Source organism: Butyrivibrio sp. VCB2006, assembly GCF_000420945.1.
In the GTDB taxonomy this organism is placed as follows: Bacteria; Bacillota; Clostridia; order Lachnospirales; family Lachnospiraceae; genus Butyrivibrio.
Genome location: NZ_ATVX01000001.1, coordinates 281,342 through 297,606 on the forward strand (window position 1 = coordinate 281,342; position 16,265 = coordinate 297,606).

The 16,265-nt window shown below is 41.1% G+C and carries 15 protein-coding genes; 10 read left to right on the forward strand and 5 right to left on the reverse strand.

The annotated features are described in order from the left end of the window. Window positions 1–4: 4 nt before the first annotated feature. From G613_RS0101210 to G613_RS0101220, 3 genes are read left to right on the forward strand one after another with little or no spacing between them, the layout of a single operon-like run. A complete protein-coding gene (locus G613_RS0101210) occupies window positions 5–1,273 on the forward strand; it encodes an NAD(P)/FAD-dependent oxidoreductase (protein WP_029230909.1) in 1,269 nt (422 codons plus the stop codon). Between the two features lie 5 nt (window positions 1,274–1,278). Continuing rightward, window positions 1,279–1,644, forward strand: a complete 366-nt coding sequence (locus tag G613_RS0101215; RefSeq protein WP_029230910.1) for a DUF1667 domain-containing protein — start codon at window positions 1,279–1,281, stop codon at window positions 1,642–1,644. Window positions 1,645–1,682: 38 nt separating this feature from the next. Continuing rightward, window positions 1,683–2,252, forward strand: coding sequence for a DUF3990 domain-containing protein (locus tag G613_RS0101220; protein WP_029230911.1), 570 nt, complete (start codon window positions 1,683–1,685; stop codon window positions 2,250–2,252). A 90-nt stretch (window positions 2,253–2,342) separates the two neighbouring features. Here G613_RS0101220 and G613_RS0101225 read toward each other — a convergent pair whose 3' ends face one another. After that, entirely contained in the window at window positions 2,343–3,626 is a 1,284-nt protein-coding gene (locus G613_RS0101225) for an endo-1,4-beta-xylanase (protein ID WP_029230912.1), read from the reverse strand. A 285-nt stretch (window positions 3,627–3,911) separates the two neighbouring features. On the opposite strand from G613_RS0101225, the gene G613_RS0101235 reads away from it, so the two are divergent. Both G613_RS0101235 and G613_RS0101240 read left to right on the forward strand, forming a co-directional pair. Beyond that, window positions 3,912–4,862, forward strand: coding sequence for an RluA family pseudouridine synthase (locus G613_RS0101235; protein WP_081647723.1), 951 nt, complete (start codon window positions 3,912–3,914; stop codon window positions 4,860–4,862). A gap of 31 nt (window positions 4,863–4,893) precedes the next feature. Next, a complete protein-coding gene (locus G613_RS0101240; protein WP_029230914.1) occupies window positions 4,894–7,359 on the forward strand; it encodes an adenosine deaminase in 2,466 nt (821 codons plus the stop codon). Window positions 7,360–7,394: 35 nt separating this feature from the next. On the opposite strand, the gene G613_RS0101245 is transcribed toward G613_RS0101240, so the two are convergent. Both G613_RS0101245 and G613_RS19385 read right to left on the reverse strand, forming a co-directional pair. Beyond that, window positions 7,395–8,711 (reverse strand): DNA polymerase Y family protein, encoded by a 1,317-nt coding sequence (locus G613_RS0101245; RefSeq protein WP_029230915.1) that lies wholly within the window; start codon window positions 8,709–8,711, stop codon window positions 7,395–7,397. Further along, window positions 8,695–9,609 carry a CPBP family intramembrane glutamic endopeptidase gene (locus tag G613_RS19385; protein WP_029230916.1) on the reverse strand — a complete coding sequence of 305 codons (915 nt, stop codon included), beginning with the start codon at window positions 9,607–9,609 and terminating at the stop codon, window positions 8,695–8,697. The genes G613_RS0101245 and G613_RS19385 overlap by 17 nt, the downstream gene beginning before the upstream one ends. 141 nt (window positions 9,610–9,750) lie before the next feature. On the opposite strand from G613_RS19385, the gene G613_RS0101255 reads away from it, so the two are divergent. From G613_RS0101255 to G613_RS0101275, 5 genes are all read left to right on the forward strand, one after another. After that, window positions 9,751–10,530 carry a class B sortase gene (locus G613_RS0101255; RefSeq protein WP_029230917.1) on the forward strand — a complete coding sequence of 260 codons (780 nt, stop codon included), beginning with the start codon at window positions 9,751–9,753 and terminating at the stop codon, window positions 10,528–10,530. A 203-nt stretch (window positions 10,531–10,733) separates the two neighbouring features. Beyond that, complete coding sequence (locus G613_RS0101260) at window positions 10,734–11,291, forward strand: CAP domain-containing protein (RefSeq protein ID WP_029230918.1); 558 nt, start codon at window positions 10,734–10,736, stop codon at window positions 11,289–11,291. Window positions 11,292–11,511: 220 nt separating this feature from the next. Further along, on the forward strand, window positions 11,512–12,438 hold the full coding sequence (locus G613_RS0101265) for a mechanosensitive ion channel family protein (RefSeq protein WP_155828004.1): 927 nt from the start codon (window positions 11,512–11,514) through the stop codon (window positions 12,436–12,438). Next, on the forward strand, window positions 12,438–13,775 hold the full coding sequence (locus tag G613_RS0101270; protein ID WP_029230920.1) for an ABC transporter ATP-binding protein: 1,338 nt from the start codon (window positions 12,438–12,440) through the stop codon (window positions 13,773–13,775). Before G613_RS0101265 ends, G613_RS0101270 begins: the two co-directional genes overlap by 1 nt. A 4-nt stretch (window positions 13,776–13,779) precedes the next feature. Further along, window positions 13,780–14,724, forward strand: coding sequence for an ABC transporter permease (locus tag G613_RS0101275; protein WP_029230921.1), 945 nt, complete (start codon window positions 13,780–13,782; stop codon window positions 14,722–14,724). A 32-nt stretch (window positions 14,725–14,756) separates the two neighbouring features. Here G613_RS0101275 and G613_RS0101280 read toward each other — a convergent pair whose 3' ends face one another. Then, window positions 14,757–15,203, reverse strand: a complete 447-nt coding sequence (locus tag G613_RS0101280; protein ID WP_029230922.1) for an aspartate carbamoyltransferase regulatory subunit — start codon at window positions 15,201–15,203, stop codon at window positions 14,757–14,759. Window positions 15,204–15,317: 114 nt separating this feature from the next. Then, a complete protein-coding gene (pyrB, locus tag G613_RS0101285; RefSeq protein ID WP_029230923.1) occupies window positions 15,318–16,265 on the reverse strand; it encodes an aspartate carbamoyltransferase in 948 nt (315 codons plus the stop codon).

Here is a 16,265-nt window from a genome sequence, read left to right on the forward strand (position 1 = left end):
GGACATGAAGACATACGATATAGTTATAGTTGGTGGTGGTCCTGCAGGCCTCGCAGCAGCAGTAGCTGCCAAGGAAGCCGGAAATGACAGCATCCTTATCCTTGAAAGAGATCACGAACTGGGCGGAATCCTGAATCAGTGTATTCACAATGGTTTTGGACTTCACACCTTCAAAGAAGAACTTACAGGCCCTGAATATGCATACAGATTTATCAAGCAGGTTCTGGACCTTGGAATTGAATACAAGCTTAATACAATGGTAATGGACATTGCTGAGGATAAGACAGTAACAGCCATGAACAGAGAAGACGGAATGTTCCAGATTCCGGCTAAGGCTGTAATCCTTGCTATGGGCTGCAGAGAAAGGCCTCGTGGAGCTCTGAACATTCCTGGTTACAGACCTGCCGGTATTTTCTCAGCAGGTACAGCACAGAGACTTGTTAATATCGAAGGTTATATGCCCGGAAGAGAGGTAGTTATCCTCGGATCCGGTGATATCGGACTTATCATGGCACGCCGTATGACACTGGAAGGCGCTAAGGTTAAGGTTGTAGCAGAGCTTATGCCTTATTCGGGCGGACTTAAGAGAAACATTGTTCAGTGCCTTGATGACTATGGAATTCCTCTTAAGCTCTCACACACAGTTGTTGATATTGAGGGAAAAGAGCATGTGACAGCAGTTACTATCGCTGAGGTTGGCCCTGACAGAAAGCCAATCCCAGGAACAGAGGAAAGATACACCTGCGATACACTTCTTCTTTCCTGCGGACTTATTCCTGAGAACGAGCTGTCTAGAGCAGCTGGAGTTACTATGAGTCCTATTACTTCAGGCCCGGTTGTTAATGAGTCCCTTGAGACTAACATCCCTGGAGTGTTTGCATGTGGTAACGTTCTTCATGTTCATGACCTTGTTGACTATGTTTCTGAAGAAGCAAAGAGAGCAGGCCAAAACGCTGTTAAATACATAAATGATGGCTGCAAGGAAGCTGGTAATAGCGAGATAATCGAGGTTACTGCTACTGATGGAGCAAGATATACAGTTCCAAGCACCATTAACGTAGATAGAATGGATGATCTTTTAACAGTAAGATTCCGTGTTGGTGATGTTTACAAGAATTCTTTTGTCAGCGTTTACTTTGATGACGAGAGAGTAATGCACAACCAGAAGAGAATCCTTGCTCCGGGCGAAATGGAGCAGATCGTACTTCGTAAGAGCCAGCTTCAGGAGAAGGCAGGACTTAAGAAGATTACTGTTAAGATTGAGAAGGAGTGATGATCATGGAAAAGAGAGAACTTACATGTATCGGATGCCCTATGGGATGTCAGCTTACCGTATCAATGGAGAACGGTGAAGTTACCGAGGTTACAGGAAACACCTGCCCTAAGGGTGATATATATGCCAGAAAAGAAGTAGTTAATCCTACAAGAATTGTTACCAGCACTGTTAAGATCATAGGCGGTGACAAAGAGAGAGTATCCTGCAAGACTGCAAGCGATATTCCAAAGAACAAGATTTTTGAGGTTATGAAGGATATCGATGCTGCAACTGTAGCTGCACCGGCACACATCGGAGATGTTCTTATCAAGGATGTAGCCGGAACAGGTGTTGATGTTATAGCTACAAGAAATATTGAACTGGTATAAGCTTGGAGAATCAGAAAATCTCCCAAAGGTAAGTTTTTATGATTGATCTGTACCATGCAAGCTATGAGATAATCGAACATCCGGATGTGCACTACGGCAGGAAGAATGCCGATTTTGGACAGGGGTTTTATACTACTGACAGTCTGGATTTTGCCCGCAAATGGGTGAGAGAAAGTCCCGGAAAAGACATTATCATTAGCCGCTACAGTCTTGATGAAAGCTCTCTTAAGATAAAAAGGTTTGAGAGGAATACTGAGTGGTTTAATTATATCTTTTCCAATCGCAGGGTTAAGCCCGATGCCTATGCAGAGTATGACCTGATAATGGGACCGGTTGCTAATGATACGATCTATGAGACTTTTGGGATAATTACCAGTGGCTATTTGTCTGATGAAGAGGCAATGAAGCTTCTTTTGATAGGCCCTATGTCGCAGCAGATTGTCTTAAAGAGCATGAAAGCAACAGATAATCTTAAATTTATTTCTCATGAAGTTTTATCGAAGGAGTTAATTAGAGAGGCTTCAAGACAGCACGCCAAAGACGGAGAAATATATCAGTCTGAATTTGCCAAAGTGATGGAAAGCTTGGAGACAACTGAGAACAAATAATAAAAATCCGTATGAGAATGCTTAAATGCAAACTCATACGGATTATTTTATGTCAGATTTAATTCCTATAAATTGTGAGAGAAGCGCCTATCAATAGGTCTCCATTACTTCTCTTACTTTGATAAATGCAGGCTTTGGCTGGTAGTCTTTGTCAAATAGACGGGTATTGGTCTTGTCGCCTTCTCTGTAGTGGTCTACGAGGCCAAATACTGTGACGTTGGTGATATTGGCAGGACCACCGCCCTGAGTGTCCATTTCTTTGAACATCTCGAAGACTTTCTTATAGGCCTCTGCCTGTTTCTCAAATTCAGCGTCAGTCTCTTTATCTACTCCGATAGAAAGCTCAGTTACCTGAATTTCAAGGTTAAGATCAGCGAACTTAGTCATAGCAGTCTTGATTTCATCTATTGAAGGATATTTGATTCCCCAATAGCCTTGCATACCGATTCCATCGATCAGACCTTTTTCCTTGAGGGAAGTTGCAAGAGCAACGATGCCTTCAGTCTTGGGAGCCTGGAAAGTGTTATAGTCATTGTAAAAGAGCTTGACATCGTCAGCGGCATATTTTCTTGCGTAGGTAAAAGCCATCTCTACGTAGTCCTCACCGATAGTATCGTACCAAGGGTTAGGATCCTGTCCGCACTTGGTTCTGCACTTGAAATAGGAATCAGGATCGGCACTGTCGGGATCAACGGCTTCATTTACAACGTCCCAGCAATAGATAACTCCGGGATATTCATCCTGGCAGTGAGTCATAAGCTGCTGTATATAGCTTTCCATTCTCTTAAGCATAGTATCTTTATCAACGTATTCACCGTCATCTGTATAGCCCTCGCGGAAGAACCAGTTTGGAGCCTGTGTGTGCCATACGAGAGTGTGACCGCGCATCTTCATGTCGTTTTCCTGACACCATTCCAGGGTAGGATCAATTGAAGCAAAGTTAAGGGCCGGCATTCCATCGCCGCTTTTAAGGCTCTCCTGAGAGCCCATCTGATCAAGAATATAGCAACTCTTCATGAGGTTACTCATGGTTACGCTGTTGAAATGCTTTTTGGATAATTCCATGTACTGTGGGATATTGAGACACTGATTGAACAGGTCACTTCCGTTAATTCCTACGCCCAATGTGAAATAATCAGCGCAAAGATCCTTAAGGGCCACATCATCCACAAAAACCTCTGATGTTTCCTCTGATGAGGCCTCAATAGCTGCATCTGCGTTACTTTCGCTACTTGCAACAGCTGCTGATTCATTTTCTTCAACTACGGCTTCTGTAGAACTTGCCGATGCAGAAGCATTTTCCTGATTGGATACCCCACATCCAACCAGAAGGGTAGCAGCTAAAAGAGCTGCCAATAAACTATTTTTTTTCATACCTTTCTCTCTTTACCTTTTCATTTATTAGCACCTTAGTATCTGATACTGTGATGCTTTCTATAATATATCCCAGGCCAAAGCCCTCAGCCACCCACAACTTGCTAGCTTTTCCCTTGTTATTGCGATATATTTATATTCTGATTTTTCACAAAAGCTTTATATTCCGTGCAGATTCTATGTGCTATCATTAAAATGATAAAATATCATCAATTCACAGTTAACTCCAAAAGATAACCTGGAGAAAAACAATGAAAACTATCTTGAATTGGCAGAAAGAAATAAATGATGGAAACGAGCTTCAGAGAACTTAAATACATATGTGATGACAATGTTACCGCCGGAGATGTTATGCGGCAGATAATGAAGCTTTCAAGCCGCGAGATTTCCAGATGCAAACAGTTTGAAGACGGAGTTACATGTATCAGAGCTACAACTAAAGAGAAGATGCCCATAAGGCTTATAGATTCTCTTTTTCCGGGGGATGAGTTATTTGTCAGAATCTATGAAGATAATGATAATGCAGGTGATATTGTTCCGGCGGATGGCCCTCTGGATTTAGTTTTTGAGGATGAGGATTTAATCATAGTTAATAAGCCGGGGGATATGGTTGTACATCCCTCATATGCCCATTACATGGATTCTCTCAGTAATTATCTGGCCGGATACTTTGCAAGAACCGGTCAGCAGCATGTTATAAGGACAGTAGGAAGGCTTGACCGTGAAACCTCAGGACTTGTTATCTTTGCCAAGAATCGTCACGCGGCAGCCCTTATGGCCAAACAGATAAAGACAGACGGAGATGATGACTGCATCAGTATGTCTCGGAGAAAAGAGTATCAGGCTCTTTGCTACGGAGTTTTTGAAAATCAAAATGGAACTGTGAATGAACCTATCAGAAGGCGCCCGGAAGAGCGCATGATAAGGGAAGTTCATCCCGAGGGAAAAGAAGCCATAACTCATTACAAAGTTGAGAAGCAGTTTGAGGATTTTGCTCTGGTCCGTCTCCACCTTGATACGGGGAGAACCCATCAGATTCGTGTTCATATGGCACATTTAGGGCATCCTCTTCTTGGTGATAATTTTTACGGAAAAGAAATACCGGATAACCATGGCCTTACCAGGGCAGCGCTACATGCAGGTTACATCGAGTTTAACCATCCGATTACCGGAGAAAATATATGTATATCTGCAGATATTCCTGAAGACATGAAAAGAGTTATCGATACAGCATAGACTTGCATTAGAAGTAATTGGAGAGAAACTTATGACGTATTTTACATTTTTCTTTTTGGATAATGAAAAAGATATAGTTGTTAATCTCTATAAGGATCTGGACAAGCTCTTTTATGTTCTTGCAACGCCCAATCATCATTCGGGAAATCTTATAAGTAACCTTGCGAAAACCTGCAATTTGCCTCTTTCAGAAGATGAAGGTGGCAAACTTGTTATCAAGGGAGAAGTCCCTTGCTTCATAAATGCAAACTGCGAAGAGATTTATCTTTTTAAACTTGGGGATATAGAAGTAGCTACAATCTATCCCGACGGAAGAGTGGAAACAAAGGCTGCTATTCCAGCCATCGCCAAGACACTTATGAGTCAGACCAAGGACTATCGGCTGGATCTTTCCAAGACACTTTTCAGAACCTATATTCCCAAACAGCTCAAGTTCAGAGCAGATCTACATACTCATATGAACGGAAATCTTCCGGCTGATATTTTAATTGCGCTGGGAATCTATCATCAGATCAGGTATCCCCTGTATTATGTTAAAAAGCTTGAACTTCAGCTTACTGACGCTCAGTGGGTCAAGGCCCTGGCCCAGAGGGAAAAGGTAGCAAGGCAGTTTGTGTCTTCAGATCTTAAGGGTAAGTATCTTGATAGGAAAATCAATGATAATACCTTCATCAATTTCGCAGATCTGATATTAAATAATCTTGATAATGCCGAACTTAATATTGTTAAAATTCGCGGCTCTTTAGGAATTATTAGGGATGGACAGGCTGTTTTCACAAACCTGGAGAAGGTGTATCTGTATCGATATGTCTTTGCAAAGGGAAAAGAGAGTGAAGAAAAAATTCCCCTTAACAACATATCCCAGATCCCGGACAGAGACGTACAAAAAGCGTTAACTCAGATGCTTAAGGACAAAGAGAATCCTGATTATTCCAATAATACCATTTTTCAGGATAAGCTCTTGTGGATAGCAAGAAACTACAAAAAACAGGGAGTTGAGTATGCGGAAATTAGTGACACAACCCTTGTTAAAAAATACGAGTCCATTGAAATGCTGAGGCAGGTCCATGAGGTAATGCCCAAAATATACATGGAAACCGGTGTAATGATCAGATTCCTTGCGGCTATGAGAAGGATTCCTTTAACTATCATCAAGGATGCGGTAACTCCAGAAAACTATCTGGAGCAGAATCTTGAGGTTCTAAAGGCCACATCCCTTGATCCTTACGTGGCAGGTTGTGACTTTGTAGGAGAAGAGATCAACGACATCATCGTGCTTAAACCGGTATTCAAGGAGCTTGCCAAAATAGCAGCCAAGGACCCTTCCTTTGTAATCCGCGTTCATGCTGGAGAAAACGATTCTCTGAGGGACAATATTGCTCATTCCATACAGTGCGTAAGAGATTCTCTTGCCAAGGGTCAACAAATGCCCAGAATAAGGCTTGGACATGGCCTTTATACCTATTCTCTTAATTCAAAAAAAGGAAGAGAGGTACTAAAGGAACTTAAAGAAAACAACGTGGTTCTGGAGTTTCAGATAACCAGTAATGTCAGACTGAATAACCTGAACTCACTAGATAAGCACCCGTTAAAAGAATACTTGAAAAGAGGAATAAAGTGCGTAGAGGGAACTGACGGAGCAGCTCTTTATGGCACCACCTCTTTGGATGAACAGCTTTCACTTGAAAAGCTGCTTAATCTTTCCGAGAATGACCTTCGCCTTATGAAGGAGACGGAAAGCAGCATCATAGAAAAGAGCAGAAAGGCCTATTCCGACAAAAAAGCTGCCTTTGAAAGGCTGGTTGGAAACAGGGATATGGAGGATGTCCTGCTTGAGAAAATGCAGACTGTCAGGATCTCAAATACTAGGAAAAAAGCTGAAAAACGCTATGATGCCAATACAGAGCTTAAGGACATTATTTCGGATATTACCTGGGACCGCTTTCCGATTATTCTTATGGGCGGAAGCTTCAACACTGAAAACAGGGCAACTCGAATGACGGATTCAGCCATTAAACAGCTGGATGATATGTTGGAATTCTTAAATCCCGACGAGGTATGCTTTGTAATTGGTCATAAGTTCTCTGGGTATGAGAAGTATCTCGTAGAGCATAACAAGAAGAATTTTAGAATTTATGCAGTTGTTCCGGCTCTTTTGTCTGCAAAAGAAATCGATAAATTCAAAAAAGCCGGGGTAGCCATAAGGGTATCCACAGAGGCAGAGGGAATGGGTATATATAAGAGTTTCAACTATGAGATTTTTGAAAGACGCCCATCAATGGTTATCGCCTTTGACGGAAACAGCGCCGGTGTAAACCTTATCCAGGAAGCCAAAAACGGCAAGGGAAGATCAGCAATCTTTGTCTGGAGCCATTGTAAGATACTAAGACAAAAAGCTAAGTCAATCCATGGCTATGTGTATCTTTTTGATGAGGAGAATACGATACTTGGAATAATCAAAAAGCTCCAAAAGGAATTTGGAGATATAAAGCAATAAACTAAACGTATAAAAGAGGGAGTAGTCTGATGGTATTACAGATTACTCCCTTTAAATATGGTTCCTTTTCCGAATCTTGAATCAATCTCTTCGGACATTTTATCAAGCTTTTTCTGTTTCTCAAATTTCTTGTCAAAATCAGAGCTATCGGTGGTTTTCTGTGGCTCTTTTGACATTACATCAAAAAGATTCAGCTGTCTGTATGAACCATCATCAATCTTTGATACTCCAACTCCCACAAGTCTTATTACCTCACCTCTTATAAAGAGTCCGTTATCCCCCAAAAGAAGCTTATCTGAAAGTACCTTTGCGTACTCATAGATTGTAGCTTCATCGTCCACAAGGTCCTGTGCTTTCATCTGACAGGAGTGGCGCTTAAAGTTCCCAGTCTTCACACTGACAGTAATGGTCTGACCGTAGACGTGATCTCTTTTAAGACGTCTGGAGACGCTGGCAGACAGGTGTTTGAGTACAGGAACTATCTCTTTATCATAGGAATCAGCTGTAAGATCTGATTTAAGAGTAGTTTCGTTTGAATAGCTCTTGGCGTCCTCATAATCAACGGATACATTTGTGCTTCCGATACCATTGGCACTGGCATAGATGTAGCTTCCGCCATTTTCTCCAAGAATCGAATACAAGAACTCAGGATCAGCCTTGGCGGCATCACCTATAGTCCTTATACCGACGGAAGAAAGCCTTGCTGCCGTAGATTTGCCGCAGCCATATAAGTCTCCGATGGGGAGAGGCCACATTTTTGTTTCTATTTCCTCTGGGAAAAGAGTATGAGTTTTATCAGGCTTTTGAAAATCACTGGCCATTTTTGCCAGAAGTTTGTTGCTGGATATACCGATATTTACCGTAAAGCCCAAGGAATTCCTTACTTCATCCCGTATCATTTTGGCAACATTAAGAGGAAATGGATATTCTTCAGTTTCCGTATCGGCAAAGATGCTTCTGGATCCGGTCATATCTACATAAGCTTCATCAATTGAAACCTGCTGGATCATAGGAGAGTAGCGGTTGATTATCTCGATGAAGGCATTTGAATATTCCTTATAGGTACCAAAATCAGACTGCACAAGTATAAGCTGAGGACATTTCTGAAGGGCCTTAACTACAGGTTCTCCGGTTACAATTCCGTATTTTTTGGCAGGAATCGATTTGGCGGTTATTATGCCATGGCGGCTTTTAACATCACCGCCAACTGCGGAGGGGACTGTTCTAAGGTCGATACTGCCCGGCTCCTCCTTGAGCTTTTTTACCGCAGACCAGGATAGAAATGCAGAGTTAACGTCTATGTGAAATATGATGTTTGTGTAGTTGTCAGCAAAATTAGTTCCAAGGGTCATAGTGATTTACGTTTTTCTTATGATATATTAGGAATACTGCGATACAGCACAGAGCCATTACAGTAACAGCCAGGATGGTTCCTTCAAGTCCAAAGGCTACGCTATATGCAAAGGAATCTTTGGCAGTGGTGGCATCTAACTTGAATATTGAATAAGGCGAAACAATGCCGCTGTTTGGAAGGCCAAGAATAATGTTCTGCATGTAGTTCCATGCAGCATGTATGGCAAATGCGCACCAAAGGCTGTCAGTGTAGTAAACAACAAGAGAGAAGAAAATACCTGTGATGAAGATGTCTAATATAGCAAGGGCGCTTACACCGGGGTTGAAAATGTGAATGAAGGCAAAAAGCGCTGAGTTGACAATTATGGCAACGGCCGGGTGTCTATAGGCTTTTCTTAGTCTCTGATACATAAATCCTCTGCAGATAAGCTCCTCAGCTGAGGACTGAACAAACACGCACAGGAAAATAACTATAAGCTGCAGAATTGGGAATGAATCATAATGAATATGAATGTCCTTATTGATCATTGCGCATATTGCGCAGAATAAATTGGTTCCAAAACCAACAAGAAGACCTATAAGAAGCATTTTAATGGTGTTTCCCGGGGCCTTTGTCCATATTGTTTTAAGGATTGGCTTGTTTTTTTTGACAATAAAGCAGTATAAAGTGAAAGCTATCCAAAGACCTATAAAAGTGAAATATTCAAGGGAAATAGTGGCAAAACCGGTTCTGTCGTTAGCTGTAAGACCGCCTAGAAGTTCACCTGTAATAAGATAACCTATGTTGCTACCTACAATCATCAGGAAAAAGGTAAGAAACACGGTGAAGACTATTGCATCATGCCATTTGAATCTATCTGTGTGAATCTTCTTAAAGATACTATGTTTTTCTTCCATTTTATAAATTCCTCCCATTTTTTTCATACATCTTTAGTATACAGTATGCAAATATAAGTGATAATATTAATTTGTTAAAAGTAAATATATGTTTGTTATAATGGTTTTCTTTTTTATACTTTAATCTGTGAGGGGAAGATTATGAATAAGAAAGTTTTTAAAATTTTGAGAATTTTGGCCATTATATTATGCCTCGGCATTATCATCTATGAAGCGTATAGAATCTACGACGATCAGCGAGAATACGCAGTAGCCGACGATGAATATGAAGAGCTGAAATCTTTGGCATTGACATGGCCGAAGGGAGAGGATGAGTCACAGATTGTGGATTATCCACTCATACAGGTCGATTTTGACAAGCTGGAAGAAATAAATCCTGATATTGTAGCTTGGCTCTACTTCCCTTGTCTGGAGATAAGCTATCCTGTGGTAAAAGAAAATGAGGTGGACGAATATATCCACCTAACCTTTGATAAACAGGTGAATAAGGCGGGATGTCTTTTTGAGGATGTTCTTTCCGACAGGGAATTCAGGGGAATGCACGACATTGTATTCGGTCACAACATGAGAAACGGATCCATGTTCGGAAGCCTTAAAAAACTCTATGCTACCGGTAATGAGCATTTACTTCAGGAAAATCCATATGTATATGTATATACAAAGGATTACGTCTTCCAATATCGCGTATTTGGGTATTACATCACAACCGTTGGAAGTGAGGCGTACAAAGTTGTAGGAACGGATGAGGCTTACGATGAGCTCCTTGAATATATTCAGAACCATTCATCCTATCCAAGACCGGCAGAAGCTGACTTTACGAACAGGCCTAGTCTTTTAACATTATCAACCTGTAGCGGCCAGTCAGGAAGCGGAAAAAGGTTCGTGGTTCATACCTATAAAACCGCAGCCTGGGAAAGATAAAATGTTATAATCATATGTTCAATCATATCTGAATCATAATTTCAATTTTGTACACCTGAAAGTGAAATAATATACTGAAATAGGCATAAAAAGTGGGTTTACATTATTGATTTGATGTATATGTTACTGTAGGATTAATGTAAGAAAAGAGTTAAGTGGGTCACCATGTTAACTCAAGGATTTATTGAGTAGGAGACTAAAATATGAAAAAGTTCAAGAGAGTGTTTGCAGCATCACTGGCGCTTGTTTTAGCATTCACCTTCGTAGCGTGTGGATCAACAGCCAATTCAACTATAGATGATCAGGCTGCTGTCAGAGGATTAGATGAAGGTGTCGGCGAGATTTATATCGATGACGAAGCCATTGCACTTGCAGGATCAGCTGCATCAAGCCAGGCAGCATTAGATGCTTGCCAGGCAGTGTTTAACCTTATGAACCAGGAGAGAGTAGCAAGAGGACTTGCAGCTCTTATTTGGAGCGATGCACTTACAAATGCCGCTCAGGTTCGTGCTAATGAGATTACATCAGTATTCTCACACACAAGACCAAATGGTTCAGCATTCTGGACAGTTGATAGTAACTGCCAGTATGGTGAGAACCTTGCTAAGTTGTATCAGTCAGCTGACAGCGTATATACAGCTTGGATGAATTCACCAACCCATGCCGCTAACATCATGGATGGTGGATACAAGACAGTTGGTATCGCAATCTGCCAGACAGGCGACGGAAGCTGGTACTGGGCACAGGAGTTTGGATACTAATGAGAAGTGCAAAATGATGAAAATAAGCTCGGATGATAGCTTGCTAATCATCCGGGCTTTATTTTTGTCATTTCTTTGATGGATCCAAAAGTCATGTGCTCACCCTCTTTTCATAAAAATTACATAAATTTCCTTCTAAAACTGGCATTTATACATAAATGTGTTATAGACTAAAAATGTATGATAATGCGTATGCATAATTGGAGGAGATTAAAAAGTGTTGGAAAGCATATTTGGTCTTTTGCCGAATTTTCTAGATAATGAAATGCAAAACTATTCAAAGGAAGAGCTAGCCTCGATTTTTTTGATTGTCGCGCTCATTTTCATAGTTCTTATGGCGGTCTACATTTTCTTTGTTTTTCTGCTGCTCAAACTCAATAAACGTATTTTTAAGCGAATTGAAAAAAAGAAGGGGAGTAGTATAACAGTTCAATTTCTTCAGAAAGCTATTTCCCTTGCAATAATCGTAGTTTGGGGAGTAATTCCATTAGGAGGCAAGAAACTAGCTCAGTCACTACTTGGTAGTACTGCTGTTGTTGCTGCAGTGGTAGGTCTTGCTGCCAATGATGTTATCAAGAATATGTTTGCCGGTCTTGAAATTAGCATATATAAGCCTTTTGATGTGGGATCGAGAATTATGTTTGAGGACGGTACGGCAGGGATTGTTGAAAAGCTTACTCTTCGTCATGTTGTTTTGAAATTGGTGGATACCACAAGGCTCATTGTTCCTAATAGTAAAGCTAATACCGCTGTTATCATCAATTATAGCTACGAGGAGCAGGTTCCAAGATCAATAGAAATGCACTTCCCTATAAGCTATGATTCAGATATTGATAAGGCAAAAGAGGTTATCAGGACAACCATAGCATCCTGTGAACTTACCCTGAATGAGGATAAGTACAAGGAAAATGATCCCAAAACAAGATCGGTATATTTTCTTGAACTTCGGGACAGCTCACTTATCATGGGGGCTACGGTGTATTATGGCCATGGCGTACGTACAGAGCTTGTTAGAGATGAAGTAAATACCAAGGTGTTTAAGGCTCTTGCTGAAAACGGAATCGAAATTCCATATAACTATATGAATGTAGTAATGAGAGATGGTTCTAATGATAAAAAAGCCATAGCAATGCAGGAGGTTGGGTAATGGAAGGAACTTCGCTTAGTGCCAGCTTTGGGAACATGTATACTCAGTTATTAACTTATTTACTGGTATCTTTAGGGTATATTGGCATCTTTAAAAAGTGCGGTGTCAAGAAAAGATGGGCATTTGTTCCTATTGCCCGTGAATATCAGATAAGTCTTTGTGCTGATAAGGAAAAAGAAGGTCGAATCTATACAGTTATATATGTTTTTATTTATCTTATAACTGCAGTGATGAAGCTTTTAGAGGGATACTCCACAGAGGCGGTTCTTTTTCTTTTTATTCCTCTTGTGGGTCTTTTTGTGACAATGGTGATTTACTCCATTAAGATTCATTTGGGCCTTATTAAGGTCTTTAACAGAAAAAAGAGATGGATATGGATGTTCATTTTCTTTGAGAGTCTCACAATACTCATTTGGGGTTATTCCAAGAAATTTGTTCCTTCTAAAACTGTAGAAAACCTTTCCGATGCCAAAAGTGCCAAGGGCCTTGAACGGGATATGGCGGCCATCGACAATGGACTTACTGTTAACATCAGGGAGAGGACTGTTATAGATTTCTTTAGGAAAAAGACTCTTTTAAAGGATGTTCATATGCAGATTCCCAAAGGGCATATGGTACTTCTTCTTGGAGGTTCAGGTGCCGGAAAAACCACTTATCTTAATGCTCTTACAGGCTATGAGAAGGCTGATGCCAGTATAATGCTGGACAAGGCGGACGTGTACAAAGAATACTCCAAGATGAAATATAACATCGGATTTGTACCTCAACAGGACCTTATGAGAGGTACGGATACTGTTGAGCTTACTCTTTCTGACGCAGCGCTTCTAAGGCTCCCTACTTCAATGTCTATAATGGAAAGGGAAAACAGAATCGCAGCAGTTCTTGATTTGTTTGGTCTTATGGCAGTTAAGTCTAGTCTTGTAGACAAGCTTTCAGGTGGTCAGAGAAAAAGACTGTCCATTGCACTGGAGTTTATTACAGATCCGGATCTTTTTATCCTGGATGAGCCTGATTCCGGTCTGGATGGAGTTGTGGCAAGGAAGCTCTTTGAAAAGCTCAGAGGAATTGCGGACGAGGGCAAGATTGTTGTGGTTATCACCCATACTCCCGACAGAGTAATAGATCTTTTTGATGATGTTATCGTACTTGCCAAGGATGCTACCAGAACAGGAAGATTAGCATATTATGGCTCGGTAAAAGAGTCCTATGAATTCTTTGGCAAGGATTCCATGGAAGATATTCTGCTGTCTATCAATCAGAAGGATGAAGGCGGAGAGGGAAGAGCAGACGAGTTTGTTGAGAAATATGCCGAGAGCATGAAAGAGAAGGTGGGATGAGGCTATGGAAAACTATGAAGTTAAGCATAGAGGAAGAGTAGCCCAGACCTTTATCTATCTTGGCAAGCTCTTTAGAATGTTTTTGTTCCAAAATGACTGGAAGGTTTTACCCATGTCTGCAGTTATTGCAGGCCTGGTAGCTTTTGCAGTGGGCGGAAATCTTTATAAGACCATGGAAGGAACTCTTATGGGAACCTTTGCCATGTCATGTATCTGTATTTGGAATGGCTTTTTTAACTCAATACAGATGATCTGCAGAGAAAGAGCTATCGTCAAAAGAGAGCATAGAGCGGGACTTCATATTAGCTCTTACGTGGCATCCCACATGATCTATCAGGCTATTCTGTGTGTCCTTCAGGTTGTCATTACTTTGATGGTCTGTTCTGTTATGGGCGTAACGATTCCGGAAAGGAGCCTTTTTACTCCGCTTTCCATAGTGGATATAGGAATTACGCTGTTTCTCATAACTTACTGCGCAGATATGCTGGCTCTGCTTGTTTCTTCCTTTGCAAGAACTACCACAACAGCCATGACTATTATGCCGTTTCTTTTGATAGTGCAGCTGCTTTTCTCGGGAGCCTTCTTTAACCTTCCAAACGAGGCAATGCCCCTGACTAATCTGACGGCAACCAAGTGGGGACTGACGGCACTGTGTGCGCAGGGAGATTATAATTCTCTTCCCATGGTGAGTATCTGGAACAGTGCTCTTAAGCTTAAGAACGTGGAGGTTGAGGGAGAAAAGCCCTTGCTTGAAGCATTTAGATATATTGAAGACAACAATCAAAGAGACGAGCTTTTGATGCTGAGTGCTCAGCAGAACCAAAACCCGGCATATGCTTTTGATCCGAGTATTGTGATAAAGTGCTGGATCTGGCTCATTGCCTGGACAATGGTGTATGTTATTGCTGCAGTGATATTGCTGGAATTCATTGATAAAGATAAGAGGTGACGCCTGTCACCTCTTTTTTACGTTAACGCTTTTTAGACATGTGCGGCTGCATCGCCATCAGAGTACTTCTCATCGCAGTATTTGCAGCGGTAGATTTCTTTCTTTTCATCAGCCAGATAGAAAATCTGGGGGAGCTCCTGCTCGATAGAAGAGATGCAACGAGGGTTATGACATTTGATAACTCCTGTGATCTCTTTTGGAAGCACCAGTGATCTTTTCTCAATAATTTCACCGGCTTTTATAACGTTTACTGTGATGTTATGGTCAATGAAAGCAAGAACGTCAAGATCCAGAGAATTAATATCACATTCTACTTTTAAAATGTCTTTCTTTCCCATGGCCTTACTTTTGGCATTTTTGATAATGGCAACAGTAGAATCTAATTTATCAAGACCAAGGTGTTTATATATCTGCATGCTCTTTCCAGCCTGAATGTGGTCAAGAACAAAGCCTTCTTCGATTTTTCCTATATTCAGCATAGGTATCATCCTTTCCAGATAATTATTTAAAAGAAATATTTGTAATTGCTTCTATATGGCGATTATCGAGTAAATTGTTGAGAATCTTTGATTATCTAACATAGTTTTTGGCTCTTAGAATTCTCTAAGCAGTCCTTCATTCATATGAGCATCGGTCATATTAAGAAGTGTAAGGATCAGTGCCATTCGAACGTATAGACCGTACTGAACCTGCTTGAAGTAAGCTGCTCTTGGGTCTGAATCTATTTCTACGGAAATCTCGTTTACACGTGGAAGAGGATGGAGTATGAACATTTTATCTTTTGCAAGTTCCATCTTGGCTTTGTCGAGAATGTAGAAGTTCTTCAAACGGATGTAGTCTTCCTCGTTGAAGAAACGCTCTTTCTGTACACGAGTCATATACAGGAAATCCAGACGGGGCATAACGTCCTCGAGTTTAATTACTTCCTCATAGGTAAGACCCTTGGAATCAAGCATTTCTGTTATATAGTCAGGAACTTTAAGTTCCTTGGGAGAAATGAAAATAAAATGAATACCAGTATATCTGGTAAGAGCATTTATAAGAGAGTGGACAGTTCGTCCGAATTTAAGATCGCCGCAAAGGCCAATAGTGAAATCACCAAGTTTGCCATATAAAGATCTGATGGTTAAAAGATCTGTAAGTGTCTGAGTGGGATGCTGATGTCCGCCATCACCTGCATTGATAACAGGAATGAGAGAATTGGAAGCTGCTACCATTGGAGCACCTTCTTTTGGATGACGCATCGCGCAGATATCTGCGAAACAGGAAATAACACGTATTGTATCGGCTACGCTTTCGCCTTTGGCTGCTGAAGATGATCCTGCATCTGCAAAGCCAAGTGTCTTGCCTCCGAGACGGAGCATTGCGGTTTCAAAACTAAGTCTTGTTCTGGTACTGGGTTCGTAGAAACATGTGGCTAAAATCTTGCCATCACATTTGTGGGAATATTCCCTCATGTTTTTTTCGATGTCATTAGCCACATCGAATAGTGCCTCAAGCTCCTCAACAGAGAAGTCCAGAGGATTCATCATGTGTCGCAA